This is a genomic window from Streptomyces spinoverrucosus (assembly GCF_015712165.1).
GTDB classification, from domain to species: Bacteria; Actinomycetota; Actinomycetes; order Streptomycetales; family Streptomycetaceae; genus Streptomyces; species Streptomyces spinoverrucosus_A.
Window position 1 is genome coordinate 1,129,958 of sequence record NZ_JADPZX010000001.1, and the last position, 20,621, is coordinate 1,150,578.

Below are 20,621 nucleotides of genomic sequence, written 5' to 3' on the forward strand. Positions count from 1 at the left end.
GGAGGACTGCTCGATCCGGCCGGTTCTCCCCCGCCCTCCGGAGGCGGGGGAAACCCCGGACCTGCGCATCGAGCTGCGCACATGCAGTACGTTCGGGGCATGTCCCAGCCCGCCAAGTCCTCACGTACACCAGCCACGCCCGACGCGCCGGAAAGTGCCGCGGGCAGTCGCGCCGCCGCCCAACGGCTCAAAATGCGCCGGGAACTGGCGGCCGCGGCCATGGAGCTGTTCGCGACCAAGGGCTACGAGGCGACCACCGTCGACGAGATCGCGGCCCAGGCCGGGGTCGCCCGCCGTACCTTCTTCCGCCACTTCCGCTCCAAGGAAGAGGCGATCTTCCCCGACCACGACGACACCCTGGTCCGGGCCGAGGCGGTGCTCAACGCGGCACCCGCGCACGAGCACCCGCTGGACACGGTGTGCCGCGGGATCAAGGAAGTCATGAAGATGTACGCGGCCCGGCCGGAGATCTCGGTCGCCCGCTACAAGCTCACCCGCGAGGTGCCCACCCTGCGCGAGGCCGAGATCGCCTCGGTGGCCCGCTACGAGCGCCTCTTCACCCGCTATCTGCTCGGCCACTTCGACGAGCACGCGCACGACGACGACGCCAACGACGACCCGCTGCTGGCCGAGGTCGCCGCGTCCGCGGTCGTCACCGCCCACAACCACGTGCTGCGGCGTTGGCTGCGTGCGGGCGGCCAGGGGGACGTGGAGGCGCAGCTGGACCACGCCTTCGCGATCGTGCGCAAGACGTTCGGGGCGGGCATCGGGATAGGGCGTGCCGCGGCTCCGAAGCCGGCACCCGCGTCGGTCTCCACGCAGGGCGAGGTGCTGGTGACGGTCGCACGCACCGACGCCTCGCTGGACGAGGTCATGCGGACCATCGAGCAGGCGCTCAAGGAGCGCTGAACGCCCCCTCGCCACTGTGATGACGGCCACCCCTCCGGGTGGCCGTTTTGGCATGTCAGGGGCCCTTTTCGAACGTCTCGGAGAGGCCATTCGATCGATCATCGCTCATTTGTTACGTAAAGATTTCATCTGAGAGCAGGTTCTGGCACTCAGTGCCTTGCCACCTGACACGCGGTGTCATACGTTGAAGGAGTCCGGGCAACTGTCCCGGCAGGCCCACCGCCTGCGCGTCCGGACGCCTGCGTCACAGGCAACCTCCCGCGCCAACAAAGCGCTGCCGAACCAAGCACCACCCGCCGAACCGACGGCACTCCCTCATCCCTCAGCAGCATCGACGTAACCCTCAGCGCCCTTCCCTCAGGGGCGCTCACCGCCGGAGGCAACACCGTGACCGTGAAGGACATCCTGGACGCGATCCAGTCGCCCGAATCGACGCCGGCCGACTTCGCCGCTCTGCCGCTCCCCGAGTCGTACCGCGCGATCACCGTGCACAAGGACGAGACGGAGATGTTCGCGGGCCTCGCGACCCGCGACAAGGACCCCCGCAAGTCGATCCACCTGGACGAGGTGCCGGTGCCGGAACTCGGCCCGGGCGAAGCCCTGGTGGCCGTCATGGCCTCCTCGGTGAACTACAACTCGGTGTGGACCTCGATCTTCGAGCCGATGTCCACCTTCGGCTTCCTGGAGCGCTACGGCCGGCTCAGCGAGCTCACCAAGCGCCACGACCTGCCGTACCACATCATCGGCTCCGACCTGGCCGGCGTCGTCCTGCGCACCGGCCCGGGCGTGAACTCCTGGAAGCCCGGCGACGAGGTCGTCGCGCACTGCCTGTCGGTCGAGCTGGAGTCCAGCGACGGCCACAACGACACCATGCTCGACCCCGAGCAGCGCATCTGGGGCTTCGAGACCAACTTCGGCGGCCTCGCCGAGATCGCGCTGGTGAAGTCCAACCAGCTGATGCCCAAGCCGGACCACCTCAGCTGGGAGGAGGCCGCCGCTCCGGGTCTGGTCAACTCCACCGCCTACCGCCAGCTGGTCTCCCGCAACGGCGCCGGCATGAAGCAGGGCGACAACGTCCTCATCTGGGGCGCGAGCGGCGGACTCGGCTCCTACGCCACGCAGTTCGCGCTGGCCGGCGGCGCCACCCCGATCTGTGTGGTGAGCAGCCCTCAGAAGGCCGAGATCTGCCGGTCGATGGGCGCCGAGGCGATCATCGACCGCAACGCCGAGGGCTACAAGTTCTGGAAGGACGAGCAGACCCAGGACCCGAAGGAGTGGAAGCGTTTCGGCAAGCGCATCCGCGAACTCACCGGCGGCGAGGACATCGACATCGTCTTCGAGCACCCCGGCCGCGAGACCTTCGGCGCCTCCGTCTACGTCACCCGCAAGGGCGGCACCATCACCACCTGCGCCTCGACCTCGGGCTACATGCACCAGTACGACAACCGCTACCTGTGGATGTCGCTGAAGCGGATCATCGGCTCCCACTTCGCCAACTACCGCGAGGCCTGGGAGGCCAACCGACTCATCGCCAAGGGCAAGATCCACCCGACGCTGTCGAAGGTCTACCCGCTGGAGGAGACCGGCCAGGCCGCCCACGACGTCCACCGCAACGCCCACCAGGGCAAGGTCGGCGTGCTGTGCCTCGCGCCCGAGGAGGGCCTGGGCGTGCGCGACGAGGAGATGCGCGCCAAGCACCTCGACGCCATCAACCGCTTCCGGAACATCTGAGGGGCGTTGCATGACTGAGCGTCAGAAGGACCGGCCGTGGCTGATGCGCACGTACGCCGGTCACTCCACGGCCGAGGCGTCCAACGAGTTGTACCGGCGCAACCTCGCCAAGGGGCAGACGGGTCTGTCGGTGGCGTTCGACCTGCCGACGCAGACCGGCTACGACTCCGACCACATCCTCGCCCGCGGCGAGGTCGGCCGGGTCGGCGTGCCGATCGGGCACCTCGGTGACATGCGCCGGCTGTTCCAGGACATACCCCTGGAGCAGATGAACACCTCGATGACCATCAACGCCACGGCCATGTGGCTGCTGGCGCTCTACCAGGTCGTCGCGGAGGAGCAGGGCGCGGACATCACCCAGCTCCAGGGCACGACCCAGAACGACATCGTCAAGGAGTACCTGTCGCGGGGGACGCACGTGTTCCCGCCGGGGCCCTCACTCCGGCTGACCACGGACATGATCGCGTACACGGTCTCCCACATCCCGAAGTGGAACCCGATCAACATCTGCAGCTACCACCTGCAGGAGGCGGGCGCCACGCCGGTGCAGGAGATCGCGTACGCGATGTCCACCGCGATCGCGGTTCTCGATGCCGTACGCGACTCGGGGCAGGTCCCCCAGGAGAAGTTCGGGGACGTCGTGGCCCGTATCTCCTTCTTCGTGAACGCGGGTGTCCGCTTCATCGAGGAGATGTGCAAGATGCGGGCGTTCGGGCGGATCTGGGACCAGGTCACGCGCGAGCGGTACGGCATCGAGAACCCCAAACAGCGCCGCTTCCGCTACGGCGTCCAGGTCAACTCCCTCGGTCTGACCGAGGCGCAGCCGGAGAACAACGTCCAGCGGATCGTCCTGGAGATGCTGGCCGTGACCCTCTCCAAGGACGCACGCGCGCGTGCCGTCCAGTTGCCCGCCTGGAACGAGGCCCTGGGCCTGCCTCGCCCCTGGGACCAGCAGTGGTCGCTGCGTATCCAGCAGGTGCTCGCCCATGAGAGCGATCTGCTGGAGTACGAGGACATCTTCGACGGCTCGCACGTCATCGAGGCGAAGGTGAGCAAGCTGGTCGAGGAGTCGCTCGCGGAGATCGAGCGGATCGAGGAGATGGGCGGCGCGATGGCCGCCGTCGAGTCGGGCTATCTCAAGTCGCAGCTCGTCTCGTCGCACGCCGAGCGCCGGGCCCGGATCGAGTCCGGGCGGGAGAAGATCGTCGGCGTCAACATCTTCGAGACGACCGAGCCGAACCCGCTGACCGCCGACCTGGACACCGCGATCCAGACGGTCGACCCGGCCGTCGAGGCACGGGTGATCGCGGGACTGCAGAACTGGCGCGACACCCGCTACCAGCCGCCCTTCAACCACCCCCGCCCCTGCAAGGCGCTGGAGCGGCTGAAGGAGGCCGCCAAGGGCACCGGCAACCTCATGGAGGCCACCCTGGAGTGCGCCCGCGCCGGGGTGACGACCGGCGAGTGGGCCGGGGCCCTGCGCGAGGTGTTCGGCGAGTTCCGCGCCCCGACGGGCGTGTCGTCGGCGCCGGTGGCCATTCCCGCCGAGGAGGGCAGCGCCCTGTCGCAGGTGCGCCGAAAGGTGGACCTGACGGCCCAGGACCTCGGCGTCGGCAAGCTGCGCTTCCTGGTCGGCAAGCCCGGCCTGGACGGACACTCCAACGGCGCCGAGCAGATCGCCGTCCGCGCGCGAGACGCCGGCTTCGAGGTGGTCTACCAGGGCATCCGGCTGACGCCGGAACAGATCGTGGACGCCGCCCTCGCCGAGGACGTGCACGCGGTCGGCCTGTCGATCCTGTCCGGCTCGCACGCGCAGCTGGTGCCGGACGTGCTGGAGCGGCTCCATGTGGCCGGCGCCACAGATATACCCGTGATCGCCGGTGGCATCATCCCGAATGGTGACGCCGAGCAGCTCAGGGCCGCCGGTGTGGCCGCCGTCTTCACCCCGAAGGACTTCGACATCACCGGGATCATCGGCCGCATCGTCGACGAGATCCGGAAAGCGAACAAGCTCGACCCCCTGGAGGTCCCCGCATGACGACCGTCAACCGCCTTCGCCCCCGGCGTTCCTGCCTGGCGGTACCGGGCTCGAACCCCCGCTTCCTGGAGAAGGCGCAGGGCCTCCCGGCGGACCAGGTCTTCCTCGACCTGGAGGACGCGTGCGCCCCGCTCGCCAAGCCCGAGGCGCGGCACACCATCGTCAAGTTCCTCAACGAGGGCGACTGGACGGGCAAGACGCGAGTCGTGCGCGTCAACGACTGGACGACGCAGTGGACGTACCGCGATGTCGTGACGGTGGTCGAGGGCGCGGGCCCGAACCTGGACTGCATCATGCTGCCGAAGGTGCAGGACGCCCGGCAGATCGTCGCGCTGGACCTGCTGCTGACGCAGATCGAGAAGACGATGGGCTTCGAGGTCGGCCGGATCGGCATCGAGGCGCAGATCGAGAACGCGCAGGGCCTGAACAACGTCAACGAGATCGCGCAGGCCTCGCCGCGCATCGAGACGATCATCTTCGGCCCGGCCGACTTCATGGCGTCGATCAACATGAAGTCGCTGGTCGTGGGCGAGCAGCCGCCCGGCTACCCGGCGGACGCCTACCACTACATCCTGATGAAGATCCTTATGGCCGCCCGCGCCAACAACCTCCAGGCGATCGACGGCCCCTACCTCCAGATCCGCAACATCGACGGCTACCGCGAGGTCGCCCAGCGCGCCGCCGCGCTCGGCTTCGACGGCAAGTGGGTGCTGCACCCGGGCCAGGTCGAGGCCTCCAACGAGATCTTCTCGCCGTCGCAGGAGGACTACGACCACGCCGAGCTGATCCTGGACGCGTACGACTACTACACGTCCGAGGCGGGCGGCAAGAAGGGCTCCGCGATGCTCGGCGACGAGATGATCGACGAGGCCAGCCGCAAGATGGCGCTGGTCATCTCCGGCAAGGGCCGCGCGGCCGGCATGCAGCGCACGTCGAAGTTCGAGATCCCCGACAACTAAGGAGCCCTGAGCGCGATGCAGTTCGGACGCACCTACGAGGAGTTCGAGGTCGGGGCGACGTACAAGCACTGGCCCGGCAAGACGGTCACGGAGTACGACGACCACCTGTTCTGTCTCCTCACCATGAACCACCACCCGCTCCACATGGACACCAACTACGCCGAGAAGACGACGGACTTCGGCAAGAACGTGGTGGTCGGGAACTACATCTACTCCCTGCTGCTCGGCATGTCCGTCCCGGACATCTCCGGCAAGGCGATCGCCAACCTGGAGATCGAGTCGCTCAAGCACGTGGCGCCGACCTTCCACGGCGACACGATCTACGGCGAGACGACCGTGCTGGACAAGTGGCCGTCGAAGTCGAAGAACGACCGCGGCATCGTCTACGTCGAGACCAAGGGCTACAAGCAGGACGGCACGCTGGTCTGCGTGTTCCGCCGCAAGGTGATGGTCCCCACCGAGACGTACATCAAGGAGCGCGGCGGCGAGCAGCCGGGCCGCCCCGAGCTGAAGGAACAGGGGAAGTAGCGATGGCGCGACTCGCCCAGACCGCCGGTCTGACCGACATCCAGCAGGAGATCCTGTCCACCGTCCGCGACTTCGTGGACAAGGAGATCATCCCGGTCGCCACCGAGCTGGAGCACCGCGACGAGTACCCGCAGGCGATCGTCGACGGCCTCAAGGAGTTGGGCCTGTTCGGCCTGATGATCCCCGAGGAGTACGGGGGTCTGGGCGAGTCGCTGCTGACGTACGCCCTCTGCGTCGAGGAGATCGCCCGCGGCTGGATGTCGGTGTCCGGCATCATCAACACGCACTTCATCGTGGCGTACATGCTCAAGCAGCACGGCACGCAGGAGCAGAAGGACTACTTCCTGCCGAAGATGGCGGCCGGTGAGATCCGCGGTGCCTTCTCGATGTCGGAGCCGGGGCTGGGCTCCGATGTGTCGGCCATCACGTCGAAGGCGGTCCGGGACGGGGATGAATTCATCCTGAACGGTCAGAAGATGTGGCTGACCAACGGGGGCACGTCGTCCCTCGTCGCCGTTCTGGTGCGAAGTGACGAAGGTCACCCCGAGGGCACCGCGCCTCACAAGTCGATGACCACCTTCCTGGTCGAGAAGGAGCCCGGCTTCGGTGAGGTCCGTCCCGGTCTGACCATTCCGGGCAAGATCGACAAGATGGGCTACAAGGGTGTCGACACCACCGAGCTGATCATGGACGGTCTGCGGATTCCCGCCGACCGCGTGCTCGGCGGGGTCACCGGACGCGGTTTTTACCAGATGATGGACGGCGTGGAGGTCGGCCGCGTCAATGTGGCGGCGCGTGGCTGCGGCGTCGCTCAGCGCGCGTTCGAGCTCGGTGTCCAGTACGCCCAGCAGCGTCACACTTTCGGCAAGCCGATCGCGCAGCACCAGGCCATTCAGTTCAAGCTCGCCGAGATGGCTACCAAGGTGGAGGCCGCGCATGCCATGATGGTCAACGCTGCACGCAAAAAGGACTCCGGGGAGCGAAACGACCTGGAAGCCGGCATGGCGAAGTACCTCGCCTCCGAGTACTGCAAGGAGGTCGTGGAGGACGCCTTCCGGATCCACGGCGGCTACGGCTTCTCCAAGGAGTACGAGATCGAGCGCCTCTACCGCGAGGCCCCGATGCTGCTGATCGGTGAAGGGACAGCCGAGATCCAGAAAATGATCATCGGGCGCAGGTTGCTCGAAGAGTATCGATTCCAGGGTTAAATGTCCGGATACGGGGTGTTTTCTTGGAGAAGAAGATCACACCCCGTAGGCACTCTCCGGCCGCCGACTCGGCTTCCTGGCTTACCCAGTTGTGGCGCTTAGCCGCTACGATCGCGGAAAGCCGCCGTCCCCCGTCAGAGCGCGGCATCATCCGCTACGAAGGTCATCCATGCCCCACAGCCAAACCTCTGCACCTCGCGACAGCCTGGTCGGCGTACGCCTCGCGCGCGGAGCATCGCCGTGGCTTCTGCCGACCGTCGCCACCGCAGCCCTCAGCCTGGCTCGCGCCCGCCGCTCCGGCGCCGCGAAGGCCGTCGCCGTCCCCGCCACCGCGCTCGCGGCGGGGATGCTGTGGTTCTTCCGCGACCCCGAGCGTGAGATCGCCCAGGGCCGGGTCATCTCGCCGGCCGACGGTGTGGTGCAGAGCATCATGCCGTGGAAGGACGGACGCACCCGCGTCGCGATCTTCATGAGCCCGCTCAACGTCCACGTCAACCGCGCTCCGCTGGCCGGCACCGTGACGTCGGTCGAGCACGTCCCCGGCGGCTTCGTTCCCGCTTTCAACAAGGAGAGCGAGAACAACGAGCGGGTCGTGTGGCACTTCGACACCGAGCTCGGTGACATCGAGATGATCCAGATCGCCGGCGCCGTGGCCCGCCGTATCATCCCCTACATCCCGCAGGGCACCAAGGTCGAGCAGGGCGAGCGGATCGGTCTGATCCGCTTCGGCTCGCGTGTCGACCTGTACCTGCCGGAGGGCGTCGAGGTCGCGGTGGAGGTCGGCCAGAAGACCGTGGCTGGGGTGACTCGCATTGACCGTGACTGATCCCGGGACGCAGTCGGGCTGGGTCCCGGAGGCGGCGACGGAGGACGAAGAGGAGGAGATGCCCCTCTCTCTGCGCCTGTCGATAGCGGACACCCTCACTCTGGGCAACGCCACCTGCGGCTTCATGGCGGTGTACTTCACCACCACCGGCATCCTGATCCCGCACCTCACCGGCAGCCAGGAGACCGGCATGGCCCGCCACAGCGCGGCCACGGCGGTCATCCTCATGCTCTGCGCCGCCGTCTTCGACCTGTTCGACGGCCTGGTCGCGCGCAAGCTGCGCTCCTCCCCCATGGGCGCCGAGCTGGACAACCTCTCGGACCTGATCAGTTTCGGCCTGGCCCCCGCGTACTTCGTCCTGGTCTACGGCATGGTCGCCGACGACGCACACCAGCGGGTGGCGGCGGTCGGCGCGATCGTCGTGCTGCTGGCGGTGGTGCTGAGACTCGCCCGCTTCTCCTGCGTGACGCCGACGAACGGCATGTTCCAGGGCATGCCGAGCCCCTTCGGCGCGCTGACGGTCGTCGCGATCGTGCTGCTGGAGCTGCCCTTCGCGGCGACGCTGCTGGCGATCCTGGGCACCGCGTGGCTGATGGTGAGCCGCGTCGAGTACCCCAAGCCGCGGGGCCGCCTGGCCGGCGCGATGCTCACCTGGATCGTGCTCAGCATGGGTCTGCTGGTGGCGTGGGCCTTCGGTGCCCCGAGCGGCCAGCTGCTGCTGCAGACGGGGTGCGCGCTGCAGCTGGTCATGGGCGCGGTGATCCCGCTGTTCGCCACGGCCCGCCGGGTGAACAACTTCCGCGACAACCGGCGCGAGGCGCGGGCGGCGCAGTTGCCGTAGCGCTGCGCCGGCTTGGGCCCCGGACCTGGTGGGTTCGGGGCCCTTCGCTTTTGTGTGCACGGCGTTGGTCCCGGCCAACGCCGGACGGGCTGGATGACGCTGACGTCAGGCCAGGTAGTCCCGGGCGATGCGCTCCGCGACACGCTCCAGGATCGGACCCGCCTCCGCGATGCACTTCGCCACGTCCGGCTCGACCTCCGTCAAGGGGTACGCCCGCCGGATCCCCGCCCGTCCCAACGCCTCGGGCCTCAGCGCGAGCCGCCCGCACACCGCGACGACCTCCTTGCCCGCCGCCCGCGCCGCCGCGGCGACACCCGCCGGAGCCTTGCCGTGCAGGGTCTGCTCGTCCAACGAGCCCTCACCGGTGATCACCAGGCCTGCCCGCTCCAGCGCGGGCGCGAAGCCCAGCACGTCGAGCATGACCTCGATGCCGGGCCGGAAGCGGGCGCCGAGCAGCATGGCGCCGTAGCCGATACCACCCGCCGCACCGGCCCCGGGCGCCCCGGCGTACTCCCCCGCCCTGGGCCCCACGGCCTCCTCCAGCACCTTCGCGAAGTGCCCCAGCGCCGCGTCCAGTGTCGCCACGTCGTCCGGCGAGGCCCCCTTCTGCGGCCCGTACACCGCGGGAGCGCCCTTCGGTCCGGTCAGCGGATTGTCGACATCGCTGGCCAGTACCAGCTCGACGGAGGAAAGCCGCGCGTCCAGCCCCGACAGGTCCGCGGAGGCCAGCTCACCCAGCCCCCCGCCACCCGGCGGCACCGGCTCGCCGTCGGCCGTCAGGAACCGCGCCCCGAGCGCGGACAGCATTCCGGCGCCGCCGTCGGTGGTCGCACTGCCCCCGACCCCGAAGACGATCGTGCGCGCCCCGGCGTCGAGGGCGGCCCGCAGCAGTTCCCCCGACCCGTACGTGGACGCCGTCAGCGGCGCGAAGACCCCGGCCGGCAGCCGCTGCAGCCCGCTCGCCTCGGCCATCTCCACGACCGCGGTGTCGCCGCGCAGCGCGAACGCGGCCGTCACCTCGTGCCCAAGGGGCCCCGCGACCCGCACCTCACGCCGCTCGAACCCGGCCGCGACCGCCGCGTCCACGGTCCCGTCGCCGCCGTCGGCCACGGGCAGCGCCTCCACGGCGAGGTCCGGCACGACGCGGCGCAGCCCGGCCGTCACCCGCTCGGCGACCTGCACGGCCGTCAGCGACCCCTTGAACTTGTCCGCGGCGATGAGCACCCCGCGGGCGCCGTCCACAGCGTCAGCCACCTTGTCTTCCCCTTGCTCTCCGGGCCCCGCGCACGTCAGGGCCAGTCGCGCCGCTGCGACCTTAACCGCAGGACACCCCCGGCGTCATGCCCCTGCCCGGTCCTCGGAATCTCCTGGCAACCGGCTGAGTACGGACTGTGGCGACGGCCGGAAGTGGGTAAACCGGAACCATGACCCCTGTGGGCACTGAGCCAGAGCTCGCCGACCGCGTCCTGGGGGGCTGGCTGGGCCGGATCGCGGGCAACATGCTGGGCAAACCGGTCGAGCAGGGCGACCTGTGGACGCGGGACCGTATCGACGACTACCTGCGGCAGGCCTCCGCCCTGCCCCTCACCGACTACTTCCCCGAGCCGCCTCCCGACGGTGCCGCTCTCGAGCTGCGCCCGGAATGGCGCCAGTGCGTCCGCGGCCGGATCCACGGCAGCTGCCGCGACGACGACGTCGACTACGCGATCCTCGGCCTGGACCTGCTGGAGACCCACGGCTTCGGCTTCAGCACCGAGCAGGTCGGCGACCTGTGGCTGCTGCGGCTGCCGTATCTGCAGACCTTCACGGCCGAGCGGGCGGCGTACCGGAACCTCGCCAACGGGCTGAAGCCGCCGCTGACGGCGACGTACGAGAACCCGTACCAGGAGTGGATCGGTGCGCTGATCCGCGCCGACATCTACGGCTGGACCTCCCCCGGCGCGCCCCGCCGCGCCGCGGCGCTGGCCCGCCGGGACGCGGTGCTCTCGCACACCGGCAACGGCGTCTACGGCGCGATGTGGGCGGCGGCGCTGGTCTCGGCCGCGTTCACCGCGCCCACCGTGCGGCACGCCCTGGACGAGGCGCTGGCCGTCATCCCGGCGAGCAGCCGCCTGTCCCGCACGGTCCGCCGTGTCATCTCGCTCCACGAGACCCGGATGACCTGGGAGGACACGCTCACCACGGTGGCCGAGGAGACCGCCGGGCTGGGCTGGATCCACACGATCCCGAACGCCGCCGTGCTCACCGCAGGGCTGCTGTACGGCGACGGCGACTTCACCCGCACCATCACCCTCACCGTGCGCGGCGGCCTGGACACCGACTCCAACGGCGCCACGGCGGGCTCGGTGGCCGGCGTGCTGACCGGCGCGGACGCGATCCCGGTCCAGTGGAAGGAGCCGCTTGAGGACACGGTCCGCAGCGCGGTGTTCGGCTTCGACGGGGTCCGGATCAGCGAACTGGCGGAACGGACCCTGCGGGTGATGCAGACGGAGGCGTAGGCCCGGGTGCGGGGCGGTGCGGTAGGCGCAGGGCGGCGCGAGCGGAGGCCCGGTAAGGCTCGTTCGAGGCGTCGTGCGCCGGAGAGGGCGGCCCTGTGCGCTGGTTACCCTGTCCAGGGTGACCACTCCTGACTACGCCACGTACATCGCGAGCCTGCCCCGTGTCCTCGCCGGTGCCGCCGCTCTCTTCCGTGACGGCGAGGGGCGTGTGCTGCTCGTCGAGCCCAACTACCGCGAGGGCTGGTCGCTGCCGGGCGGCACGATCGAGTCCGACGACGGCGAGACCCCACGGCAGGGCGCGCGCCGCGAGACCGCGGAGGAGATCGGCCTGGACCGCGAACTCGGGCGGTTGCTCGCCGTGGACTGGGTGCACGGGACGGCCCGGCCGCCGCTGGTGGCGTACGTCTACGACGGCGGAGTGCTCGGCCCGCAGGACATCAAGGCGATCCGGCTGCAGGAGGAGGAGCTGCTGTCCTGGCGGTTCGTCGAGCCCGCCGAGATCCTCGACCACCTGCCCGGCGCCACGGGCCACCGTGTGATGGCCGCCCTCGACGCCCTGCAGAACGGCTCGGGGACGATCGAGCTGGAGAACGGCCACCGAGTCGGCTGACCCGGTGAACGGGGTCAGGCTCAGCCCTCCACGTCCCGCGGCTTGGCGTCGAGCGAGACGTTGACCTGTGCCATGCACGGGCCCCAGCAGCGGCCACGCCCCGCCGACCCGATTATCTGTTCGCCGTCCCGTACGCCCGGCCCTACCCTCGGTCCCATGACCAAGCCCCTCGTCGCCATCCTCAGCGGCGCCGGGATCTCCACCGACTCCGGCATCCCGGACTACCGCGGTCCGAACGGGCTGTGGCGGCGGGATCCGGAGGCCGAGAAGCTCGTGACGTACGAGTACTACATGGGCGATCCGGAGATCCGCCGGCGCTCCTGGCAGATGCGGCGGAAGAACCGGACGTTGCAGGCGCAGCCGAACGCCGCGCACCGGGCGGTGGCGGAGCTGGAGCGGTCCGGGGTGCCGGTGCGGGTGATCACGCAGAACGTGGACGGGCTGCACCAGCTCGCCGGGATGCCCGCCCGCAAGGTGCTCGAACTGCACGGCAGTGCGCGCGGTGTCGTGTGCACTGGGTGTCACGCGCGCGGGTCCATGGCGGACGCGATCGCGCGGGTCGAGGCCGGTGAGGACGATCCGTCGTGCCGGGAGTGCGGCGGGATCCTGAAGTCGGCCACGGTGATGTTCGGCGAGCGGCTCGACCCGGTCGTCCTCGGCGAGGCCGTCGCGATCACCAAGGCCTGCCAGGTGTTCATCGCGGTGGGCAGCAGCCTCCAGGTGCAGCCCGCCGCCGGGCTCGCCGGGGTCGCCGCCGACCACGGGGCCCGGCTGATCATCGTCAACGCCGAGCCGACGCCGTACGACGAACGGGCCGACGAGGTCGTGCGGGAACCCATCGGCACCGCGCTGCCGAAGCTGCTGCGGACCCTCGCCGACTAGGGCCGATCAAAAGAGGGCCTCGCCGCGTTCGAAGTCCAGCAGGCGCTGCTTGCGGTCCAGGCCGCCGCCGTAGCCGGTGAGGCTGCCGCTCGCGCCGATCACGCGGTGGCAGGGGACGATGATCCCGATGGGGTTCTTGCCGTTGGCGAGGCCGACCGCGCGGGAGGCGTGGGGGTTGCCCAGGGCGTCGGCCAGTTCGCCGTACGAGCGGGTCTCGCCGTAGGGGATGCGGCGGAGCTGGTCCCAGACGGTGCGCTGGAACGGGGTGCCGTTGAGGTGGAGGGGGAAGGTGAACTCCTTCAGCCGGCCCTCGAAGTAGGCCGTCAGCTGGTCGATGATCTCACCGAAGGGTGTCTCGTCGCGGACGCCGAAGGTCTCCTCCGGCGGGCGGTGGCGCTGCTCGGTCATGTAGAGGCCGCACAGGACGCCGTCCTCGGCGACGAGGGTGAGGGTGTCGTACGGGCTGTCGATGACGGTGTGCTGTCGCATGGGTCGTCCTCACACGGGCAGGAAGTTGATCGGGTGGCTGTCGGTCGCCCACAGGTACTGGACGGCGTAGGCCCGCCACGGGCGCCAGGCCGCGGCGCGTGCGGTCAGCGCGGCCGGTGTGGACGGCAGGCCCAGCTCCCCCGCCGCGCGGCGGATGCCGAGGTCGGTGGGGAGGAAGGCGTCGGGATCGCCGAGGGCGCGCATCGCGATGACGTCGACCGTCCAGGGGCCGAAGCCGGGGAGGGCCAGCAGCCGTGCTCGGGTGTCCGGCCAGTCGCTCTCCACGCCCAAGTGGAGTGAGCCGTCGGCGAGTTGGCCGACGAGGGTGGTGAAGGTAGTGCGGCGGGTGCGGGGCATGGCGAGCGACTCGGGGTCGACGGCGGCCAGCGCCTCGGGCGACGGGAACAGGTGGGTGAGCCCGCCGTCGGGGTCGTCGACCGGCTCACCGTGCGCGGTGACCAGCCGGGCGGCGTGGGTGCGGGCGGCGGCCGTGGAGACCTGCTGGCCCAGCACCGCCCGTACCGCGAACTCGGCCTCGTCCACGGTGCGCGGCACCCGCCTGCCGGGGGCCTTGTCCACCAGCGGCGCCAGCAGGGGATCCGTGCGCAACTGGTCGTCGATCGCGACCGGGTCGGCGTCCAGGTCGAGCATCCGGCGGCAGCGGCTGATGGCGACGGGCAGATCGCGCAGGTCGCTGAGGGTGAGTCGGCAGGCGATGTGGTCCGGCTGCGGGGTGAGCGCCACGATGCCGTGGCCGTAGGGAAGGCGCAGGGTGCGGCGGTAGGCGCCGTCGCGCCACTCCTCGACGCCGGGTACGGCGGTGGCGGCGAGGTGGCCGAAGAGGTTGTCGGGATTGAGCGGGGCGCGGAACGGCAGGCGGAGCGACAAGGCGCCCGGGGTGCCGCCGACCGGGCCCAGCGGCGTGCGTGCGCGCAGGTCGCTGGGGCTGAGGGCGTAGACCTCGCGGACGGTGTCGTTGAAGGTGCGGATGGAGGAGAAGCCGGCGGCGAAGGCGATCTGCGCCATGGGCAGCGCCGTGGTCTCGATGAGCAGCCGGGCGGTCTGGGCGCGCTGGGCGCGGGCCAGGGCGAGCGGGCCCGCGCCGAGTTCGGCGAACAGCAGGCGTTCGATCTGCCGGGCGCTGTAGGCGAGCCGGGCGGCGAGGCCGGGGACGCCCTCGCGGTCGACGACTCCGTCGGCGATCAGCCGCATGGCGCGGGCCACGAGGTCGGCGCGCTGGTTCCACTCCGGGGAGCCGGGGCTGGTGTCCGGGCGGCAGCGCTTGCACGCCCGGAAACCGGCCTGCTGGCAGGCCGCCGCGCTCGGGTGGAACACCATGTTCTCCGGTTTGGGCGGCACGACCGGGCAGCTGGGCCGGCAGTAGATCCCGGTGGTCAGGACGGCGGTGAAGAACCAGCCGTCGAAGCGCGCGTCCTTGGACTGAACCGCCCGCAGACAGCGCTCGGTGTCGGTGTGCATCCCGTTCTGCATAGATCCAGCATCGACCACCGGACGGGCCGGGGCTGGCGAGAATCCGACATCAACCTTGGCTGTCCTGGACCGGCCCGGATCGCCAGGCAGACTCGCGCAGCAGCCGCAGCCCGTTGAGCCCGACCAGCACGGTCGAGCCCTCGTGTCCGGCGACACCGAGCGGCAGCGGCAGATGGCCGGCCAGGTCCCACACGACCAGCACGGTGATGAACGTACCGGCGATGACCAGGTTCTGGACGACGAGGCGGCGGGCGCTCCGGGACAGTCGGACGACCGCCGGGACGGTGGCGAGTTCGTCGCGTACGACGACGGCGTCCGCGGTCTCCAGCGCGAGGTCGGCACCCGCGCGTCCCATCGCCACGCCGGAGTGCGCGGCGGCCAGGGCGGGCGCGTCGTTGACGCCGTCACCGACGAAGAGCACCCTGCGGCCGCCGTCCTGGAGTTCCCGGACCGCCTTCACCTTGTCCTCGGGCAGCAGGTCCGCGCGGACGTCCCCGAGGCCGGTGGCGTCGGCGACACGGGCGGCGGTGTGCGCGTTGTCGCCGGTGAGCAGGACGGGCGGGGTGCCGGTCAGGGCGGTGAGGGCGGCGGTGGTCGCGGGGGCGTCGGCGCGGAGCCGGTCGGTGAGGGCGAGGGTGCCCACCGGGACACCGCCGCGAACCACCTGCACGACGGTGGCGCCGTCGGCACGGCCCGCGTCTGCCTCCGCGCGGCCGACCCGCACCTCGTGGCCATCCACCACGGCGGTGACTCCCTGTCCCGGCAGGGCGGTGAAGTCCGCCGCGGTCGCGATCGGCAGCCCCCTGTCCCGGGCCGCGCTCACGATCGCCCGGGCCAGCGGATGCTCGCTGGGATGCTCGGCGGCCGCGGCGAGCGCGAGCAGCCCGTCCTCGTCGAGCCCGGAGCCCGGCAGCGGTCGTACGTCCGTCACCTCGGGCGCGCCCTCGGTGAGGGTGCCCGTCTTGTCGAGCGCCGCGGTGTCGATCTCCCCGAGCCGCTCCATCGCCACCGCCGACTTCACCAGCACGCCGTGCCGTCCGGCGTTGGCGATCGCCGACAGCAGCGGCGGCATGGTCGCCAGCACGACCGCGCACGGCGAGGCGACGATCATGAAGGTCATCGCCCGCAGCAGCGCGTCCGTGAGGTCGGCCCCGAAAGCGAGCGGGACGGCGAAGACGGCGAGGGTCGCGGCGACCACGCCGACCGCGTAGCGCTGTTCGACCTTCTCGATGAACAGCTGCGTCGGCGCCTTGGTCCGGGACGCCTCCTCGACCAGCGTCACGATCCGGGCGATGACCGAGTCGGCGGGGTCGCGTTCCACGCGGACACGCAACGCGCCGGTGCCGTTGAGGGTGCCCGCGAAGACCTCGTCGCCGGGGCGCTTGAGCACCGGCAGGGGCTCGCCGGTGATGGTGGCCTGGTCGGCCTCGCTGGTGCCGTCCAGCACCTGGCCGTCGGCGCCGATCCGCTCCCCCGGCCGGATCAGCAGCACGTCACCGACGGTGAGCGCGGACGTCGGCACGGTCTCCTCGCGCCCGTCGGCCGTGAGCCGGGTCGCGGTGGCCGGGGCGAGGTCGAGCAGGCCGCGCACGGAGTCGGCGGTGCGGGCGGTGGCCAGCGCCTCCAGCGCGCCGGACGTGGCGAAGATGACGATCAGCAGGGCCCCGTCGAGGACCTGCCCGATCGCCGCCGCCCCCAGCGCCGCGACGATCATCAGCAGGTCGACGTCGAGGGTCTTCTCGCGCAGCGCCCGCAGCCCCTCCAGCGCCGGCTCCCAGCCGCCGGTGACGTACGCGACGGCGTACAGCGGGCCGAAGGCCCAGGCGGGGGCGCCGCCGAGGTCCAGGGCGAGGCCGAGCAGGAAGGCCACCAGCGCGGCCAGCGCCCAGCGGGCCTCGGGCAGGGCGAGGACGCGGGTGCGGCGGCCGGGTGCCGTCGGGGTGGGGGCAGGGGGCGCCGTTCGCGGCGCGAGAGTCGCTGACACGCGGGCCACCATACAGGAACACATGAAGACTCATTCATGCGTTCATATACGGCCGGTACGATACCGGTCATGGGTCATGGAGCCGTCCCCCCCGCAGCCGCCGAGCACGTACGCCTGGACGAGGCCAACGTCGCCAAGGTGGCCACCACCCTCCAGGCCCTGTCCACCCCGTCCCGTCTGCTGATCCTGGCGCGGCTGCGCGAAGGGCCGCTGCCCGCCACGGAGTTGGCGGCGGAGGTGGGCATGGAGCAGTCGGCGTGCTCGCACCAGCTGCGGCTGCTGCGCAACCTGGGGCTGGTGGTCGGCGAGCGGCGCGGCCGGTCGATCGTCTACGCGCTGCACGACCACCACGTCGCCGAACTACTCGACCAGGCGGTGTACCACGTGGAGCATCTGCGGCTGGGGATCAGCGACACCGCCGAGTAGTGCGGCTCAGCGGGCGGGTTCCCGGTAGGAGGCCAGCGCCCAGATCACGAACACGTCGATCGCCATCATGACGACCGACCAGACGGGCTGGTACGGCAGGAAGAGGAACTGCAGGATCAGGCTCAGCGCGGCGAGGGTGATACCGGCGATCCGTGCCCAGGCCGCCCCCATGAGCAGGCCCCAGCCGGTGACGGCCACCAGGACGCCGACGACCAGGTGGATCCAGCCCCAGCCGGTGAGGTCCAGCTCGTAGACGTAGGTGCCGACCCGGGCGTACACGTCGTCCTCGGCGATCGCCGCGATGCCCTGGAGCACCGCCAGCAGACCGCCGCACAACATCAGCACACCCGCGAACATGACGCCGCCGGTCGCCCATCCCTCGCGGCGGCCCGTCGGCGCGGTCTGCGGGGTTCCCGTCGGATGTGCAGCGTGCTGAGCCATGGCGGCCGTCCCTTCCGTCCCCGTACCAGTGCCTCTTGGGGCCCGTGGGGTTCATGCGGGTGACTTCCAGCGTCCGGGCGCCTCCCGGGTGCCGCCACTCCGATTACGCCGGTCGGGTGACACCCGGGACGGGTACTCACATGTTGATCATGTGGCCGGCCAGCCCGTGCACCGCCTCCTTGACCGCCTCGCCCAGCGTCGGGTGGGCGTGCACGTTGCGGGCGACCTCGTGGACGGTCAGGTCCCACTGCTGGGCCAGGGTCAGCTCGGGCAGCAGTTCGGTGACGTCCGGGCCGATCAGGTGGCCGCCGATCAGCTCGCCGTACCTGGCGTCGCTGATCAGCTTCACGAAGCCGGTGGTGTCGCCCAGGCCGTGCGCCTTGCCGTTCGCGGTGAACGGGAACTTCGCCACCTTGACGTCGTGGCCCAGCTCGCGGGCCTGCGCCTCGGTGTAGCCGAAGCTGGCGATCTGCGGCTGGCAGTAGGTGGCGCGCGGGATCATCGCGTAGTCGAGCTCCATCGTCTCGGCGTCCGCGATCGTCTCGGCGGCGACCACGCCCATGGCCTCGGCGGCGTGCGCGAGCATCAGCTTCGCCGTGACGTCGCCGATGGCGTAGATGTGCGGCACGGAGGTGCGGCAGCGGCCGTCGACGTCGATCGCGCCGCGCTCGGTGACACGGACGCCGGTGTTCTCCAGGCCGTAGCCGGTGACGTTGGGCGCGAAACCGATCGCCTGGAGCACCTTGTCGGCCTCCAGGATCTGCTGGGAGCCGTCCTTGGCGGTGACCGTGACCCGGACCTGCGGGCCGGACTCGTCGATGGCGTCGACGCGGGTCGAGGTCATCACGTCGATGCCCAGCTTGCGGTACTGCCGGGCGAGTTCGGCGGAGACGTCGGCGTCCTCCAGCGGGGCGGCCCGGTCCAGGAACTCGACGACGGTGACCTTCACGCCGTAGTTGTGCAGGACGTAGGCGAACTCGATGCCGATCGCTCCCGCGCCCGCGATGATGATCGACCGCGGCAGGTCCTCGGCGAGGATCTGCTCCTCGTAGGTCACCACGCGGGAGGTGCGGCGGGTGCCGGGGAGCAGCTTGGGCGTGGCGCCGGTGGCGATGACGCAGTGCTCGAAGCCGATGGTGCGGGTCGTGCCCTCGTAGTCGGTGACCTGGAGGGTGTGCGGGTCGAGAAACGTGCCGCGGCCGTCGTACTCCGTGATCTTGTTCTTCTTCATCAGGTAGTGGACGCCCTTGACGCGGCCGTCCGCGACCCGGCGGCTGCGCCGGAACGCCTCGCCGTAGTCGAAGGAGACCTCGCCGTCGACCCTGATGCCGAAGGTCTTGGCCTCGCGGGTGACGATGTGCGCGAGCTCGGCGTTGCGCAGCAGGGCCTTGGTGGGGATGCAGCCGACGTTCAGGCAGACGCCACCCCAGTACTTCTCCTCCACGACGGCGACGCGTTTGCCCAGTTGCGCGGCGCGGACGGCGGCGACGTAACCGCCGGGGCCCGCTCCGAGAACGACGACGTCGAAGCGCTCGTCCTGCTCGTCCATGCGTCAGGTCCCTTTCGGTGTGGTTCTTTCGCATGCAGCAGGGATTCTTTCGCCCCGCTCCGCGCAACGCCACACCGTCAGTGGTTGGGTGCCGCCCGGCTGATGTCCGCCAGCGCGGAGTGCGGGTCCTCGGTGGTGGCGAGGTCACCCAGGCTGACCACGCCGACCGGGCAGCCGCTGCGGTCGACGACGGGGAGCCTGCGGACGGCGTGCTGCCGCATGAGCTGGACGGCGTGGGCCGTCGTGTCGTCCGGCGCCACGGTCACCACGGGCGGACGCGTGCACAGCGAGCCGACCGGTGTGACGAGCGGGTCGCGGGCCTCGGCGACCGCCCGGACCGTGATGTCGCGGTCGGTGAGCACGCCGAACAGATCGCGGTCGTACGTCACCAGGACGTCGCCGATGTCCCGGTCCCGCATGACCTGGGCGGCCCGGGCCACCGTCGTCATGGGTTCGATCGACGCCGTGCTCGACGACATCACGTCCCGTATGTACCTGGTCATGAACACCTCCTGGGCCGCTGGTCAGCCGCCGTGCAGCGCTTCCAGCACGTCCTCGTCCGTCAGCTGTTCGAAGTCCTCGTACCAGAGGCCCACCGCGTGGAACGGGCTCGGCCGCAGCAGGCAGACGACATCGTCGGCCTCGTGGCGCAGCAGCTCCACCGCCTCGTGCGAGCAGACCGGCGCGGCGACGACCACCCGCTCGGGCTCCCGGTGCCGCACCGCGCGCACGGCGGCCCGGGCGGTCGATCCGGTGGCCAGTCCGTCGTCGACGAGGATGGCGGTCCGTCCGCGCAGCTCGGCGGCGGGCCGGTCCTGGCGGTACCGCTGTTCCCTGCGGTGCAGCTCGGTCCGCTCCCGGGCCACGATCGGGGCCAGCTCGGCCTCGTTCAGGCCCAGCTGGTCCAGGGCCCGGGTGTCGAAGAACGGCGGCTCGTCGCCCGCGATCGCGCCGACCCCGTACTCCTCGTGGAACGGTGCTCCGATCTTGCGGACCACCAGCACGTCCAGCGGCGCGCCGAGAGCCCGCGCGACCTCCCGGGCCACCGTGACGCCGCCGCGGGGCAGGGCGAGGACCACGGGGTCCGGAAGTGTCCCCTTCTCCTGCAGAATGCGCATGTGTTCGGCCAGTTCCCGGCCGGCGTGCGCACGGTCACGGAAACGCATGTGCTCCCCTTCCGCCACGGGGCCTTTCTTCTCGCCCTGTGGTGG

At 70.6% G+C, this 20,621-nt stretch carries 21 protein-coding genes; 12 read left to right on the forward strand and 9 right to left on the reverse strand.

The window, feature by feature from the left end:
- Positions 1–99: 99 nt before the first annotated feature.
- The 8 genes from I2W78_RS05180 to pssA all read left to right on the forward strand — a co-directional run bounded on the left by I2W78_RS05180 (position 100) and on the right by pssA (position 9,040).
- Entirely contained in the window at positions 100–909 is an 810-nt protein-coding gene (locus I2W78_RS05180; RefSeq protein ID WP_196457371.1) for a TetR family transcriptional regulator, read from the forward strand.
- 393 nt (positions 910–1,302) lie between these two features.
- The gene (gene ccrA, locus I2W78_RS05185) at positions 1,303–2,640 is read left to right on the forward strand and encodes a crotonyl-CoA carboxylase/reductase (RefSeq protein ID WP_196464422.1); all 1,338 of its coding nucleotides are present in this window, start codon (positions 1,303–1,305) and stop codon (positions 2,638–2,640) included.
- 10 nt (positions 2,641–2,650) lie between these two features.
- Positions 2,651–4,678, forward strand: a complete 2,028-nt coding sequence (locus I2W78_RS05190) for a protein meaA (RefSeq protein ID WP_196457372.1) — start codon at positions 2,651–2,653, stop codon at positions 4,676–4,678.
- Positions 4,675–5,637 (forward strand): HpcH/HpaI aldolase/citrate lyase family protein, encoded by a 963-nt coding sequence (locus I2W78_RS05195; RefSeq protein WP_196457373.1) that lies wholly within the window; start codon positions 4,675–4,677, stop codon positions 5,635–5,637. The genes I2W78_RS05190 and I2W78_RS05195 overlap by 4 nt, the downstream gene beginning before the upstream one ends.
- Positions 5,638–5,652: 15 nt before the next feature.
- Positions 5,653–6,165, forward strand: a complete 513-nt coding sequence (locus I2W78_RS05200; protein WP_196457374.1) for a MaoC family dehydratase — start codon at positions 5,653–5,655, stop codon at positions 6,163–6,165.
- Between the two features lie 2 nt (positions 6,166–6,167).
- Positions 6,168–7,373, forward strand: a complete 1,206-nt coding sequence (locus tag I2W78_RS05205) for an acyl-CoA dehydrogenase family protein (protein WP_196457375.1) — start codon at positions 6,168–6,170, stop codon at positions 7,371–7,373.
- Positions 7,374–7,542: 169 nt separating this feature from the next.
- Positions 7,543–8,199 carry a phosphatidylserine decarboxylase gene (locus tag I2W78_RS05210; protein ID WP_196457376.1) on the forward strand — a complete coding sequence of 219 codons (657 nt, stop codon included), beginning with the start codon at positions 7,543–7,545 and terminating at the stop codon, positions 8,197–8,199.
- A 58-nt stretch (positions 8,200–8,257) separates the two neighbouring features.
- Positions 8,258–9,040 carry a CDP-diacylglycerol--serine O-phosphatidyltransferase gene (gene pssA / locus I2W78_RS05215; RefSeq protein ID WP_196464423.1) on the forward strand — a complete coding sequence of 261 codons (783 nt, stop codon included), beginning with the start codon at positions 8,258–8,260 and terminating at the stop codon, positions 9,038–9,040.
- 105 nt (positions 9,041–9,145) lie between these two features.
- On the opposite strand, the gene I2W78_RS05220 is transcribed toward pssA, so the two are convergent.
- Positions 9,146–10,294, reverse strand: coding sequence for a glycerate kinase (locus I2W78_RS05220; RefSeq protein WP_196457378.1), 1,149 nt, complete (start codon positions 10,292–10,294; stop codon positions 9,146–9,148).
- A gap of 170 nt (positions 10,295–10,464) precedes the next feature.
- On the opposite strand from I2W78_RS05220, the gene I2W78_RS05225 reads away from it, so the two are divergent.
- Together I2W78_RS05225 and I2W78_RS05230 are read left to right on the forward strand one after the other, a co-directional pair.
- Entirely contained in the window at positions 10,465–11,538 is a 1,074-nt protein-coding gene (locus I2W78_RS05225) for an ADP-ribosylglycohydrolase family protein (protein WP_196457379.1), read from the forward strand.
- Positions 11,539–11,656: 118 nt separating this feature from the next.
- Positions 11,657–12,148: an NUDIX domain-containing protein gene (locus I2W78_RS05230; protein WP_196457381.1), complete on the forward strand. Its 492-nt coding sequence runs from the start codon at positions 11,657–11,659 to the stop codon at positions 12,146–12,148.
- Positions 12,149–12,168: 20 nt separating this feature from the next.
- Here the strand turns inward: I2W78_RS05230 and I2W78_RS05235 are convergent, their stop codons facing one another.
- The gene (locus I2W78_RS05235) at positions 12,169–12,306 is read right to left on the reverse strand and encodes a hypothetical protein (protein WP_196457383.1); all 138 of its coding nucleotides are present in this window, start codon (positions 12,304–12,306) and stop codon (positions 12,169–12,171) included.
- Between I2W78_RS05235 and I2W78_RS05240 the strand changes: the two genes are divergently transcribed.
- Positions 12,305–13,030 (forward strand): SIR2 family NAD-dependent protein deacylase, encoded by a 726-nt coding sequence (locus I2W78_RS05240; protein WP_196457385.1) that lies wholly within the window; start codon positions 12,305–12,307, stop codon positions 13,028–13,030. The genes I2W78_RS05235 and I2W78_RS05240 overlap by 2 nt on opposite strands.
- Before the next feature lie 6 nt (positions 13,031–13,036).
- On the opposite strand, the gene I2W78_RS05245 is transcribed toward I2W78_RS05240, so the two are convergent.
- The 3 genes from I2W78_RS05245 to I2W78_RS05255 are packed head-to-tail and all read right to left on the reverse strand — an operon-like array spanning position 13,037 to position 17,006.
- The gene (locus I2W78_RS05245; protein WP_196457387.1) at positions 13,037–13,519 is read right to left on the reverse strand and encodes a methylated-DNA--[protein]-cysteine S-methyltransferase; all 483 of its coding nucleotides are present in this window, start codon (positions 13,517–13,519) and stop codon (positions 13,037–13,039) included.
- A gap of 9 nt (positions 13,520–13,528) precedes the next feature.
- Positions 13,529–15,010 carry an AlkA N-terminal domain-containing protein gene (locus tag I2W78_RS05250; protein WP_307783600.1) on the reverse strand — a complete coding sequence of 494 codons (1,482 nt, stop codon included), beginning with the start codon at positions 15,008–15,010 and terminating at the stop codon, positions 13,529–13,531.
- 49 nt (positions 15,011–15,059) lie between these two features.
- Positions 15,060–17,006 (reverse strand): heavy metal translocating P-type ATPase, encoded by a 1,947-nt coding sequence (locus I2W78_RS05255; RefSeq protein ID WP_196464425.1) that lies wholly within the window; start codon positions 17,004–17,006, stop codon positions 15,060–15,062.
- Between the two features lie 57 nt (positions 17,007–17,063).
- Here I2W78_RS05255 and I2W78_RS05260 point away from each other — a divergent pair, with 57 nt between their 5' ends.
- The gene (locus I2W78_RS05260) at positions 17,064–17,420 is read left to right on the forward strand and encodes an ArsR/SmtB family transcription factor (protein WP_230885332.1); all 357 of its coding nucleotides are present in this window, start codon (positions 17,064–17,066) and stop codon (positions 17,418–17,420) included.
- 6 nt (positions 17,421–17,426) lie between these two features.
- Here I2W78_RS05260 and I2W78_RS05265 read toward each other — a convergent pair whose 3' ends face one another.
- From I2W78_RS05265 to I2W78_RS05280, 4 genes are all read right to left on the reverse strand, one after another.
- Positions 17,427–17,861: a DUF7144 family membrane protein gene (locus I2W78_RS05265; protein ID WP_196457389.1), complete on the reverse strand. Its 435-nt coding sequence runs from the start codon at positions 17,859–17,861 to the stop codon at positions 17,427–17,429.
- A gap of 136 nt (positions 17,862–17,997) precedes the next feature.
- Complete coding sequence (gene lpdA, locus I2W78_RS05270) at positions 17,998–19,410, reverse strand: dihydrolipoyl dehydrogenase (protein ID WP_196457391.1); 1,413 nt, start codon at positions 19,408–19,410, stop codon at positions 17,998–18,000.
- 77 nt (positions 19,411–19,487) lie between these two features.
- Entirely contained in the window at positions 19,488–19,913 is a 426-nt protein-coding gene (locus tag I2W78_RS05275; protein ID WP_196457393.1) for a CBS domain-containing protein, read from the reverse strand.
- A gap of 21 nt (positions 19,914–19,934) precedes the next feature.
- Entirely contained in the window at positions 19,935–20,576 is a 642-nt protein-coding gene (locus I2W78_RS05280) for a phosphoribosyltransferase (protein ID WP_196457395.1), read from the reverse strand.
- Positions 20,577–20,621: the final 45 nt, after the last annotated feature.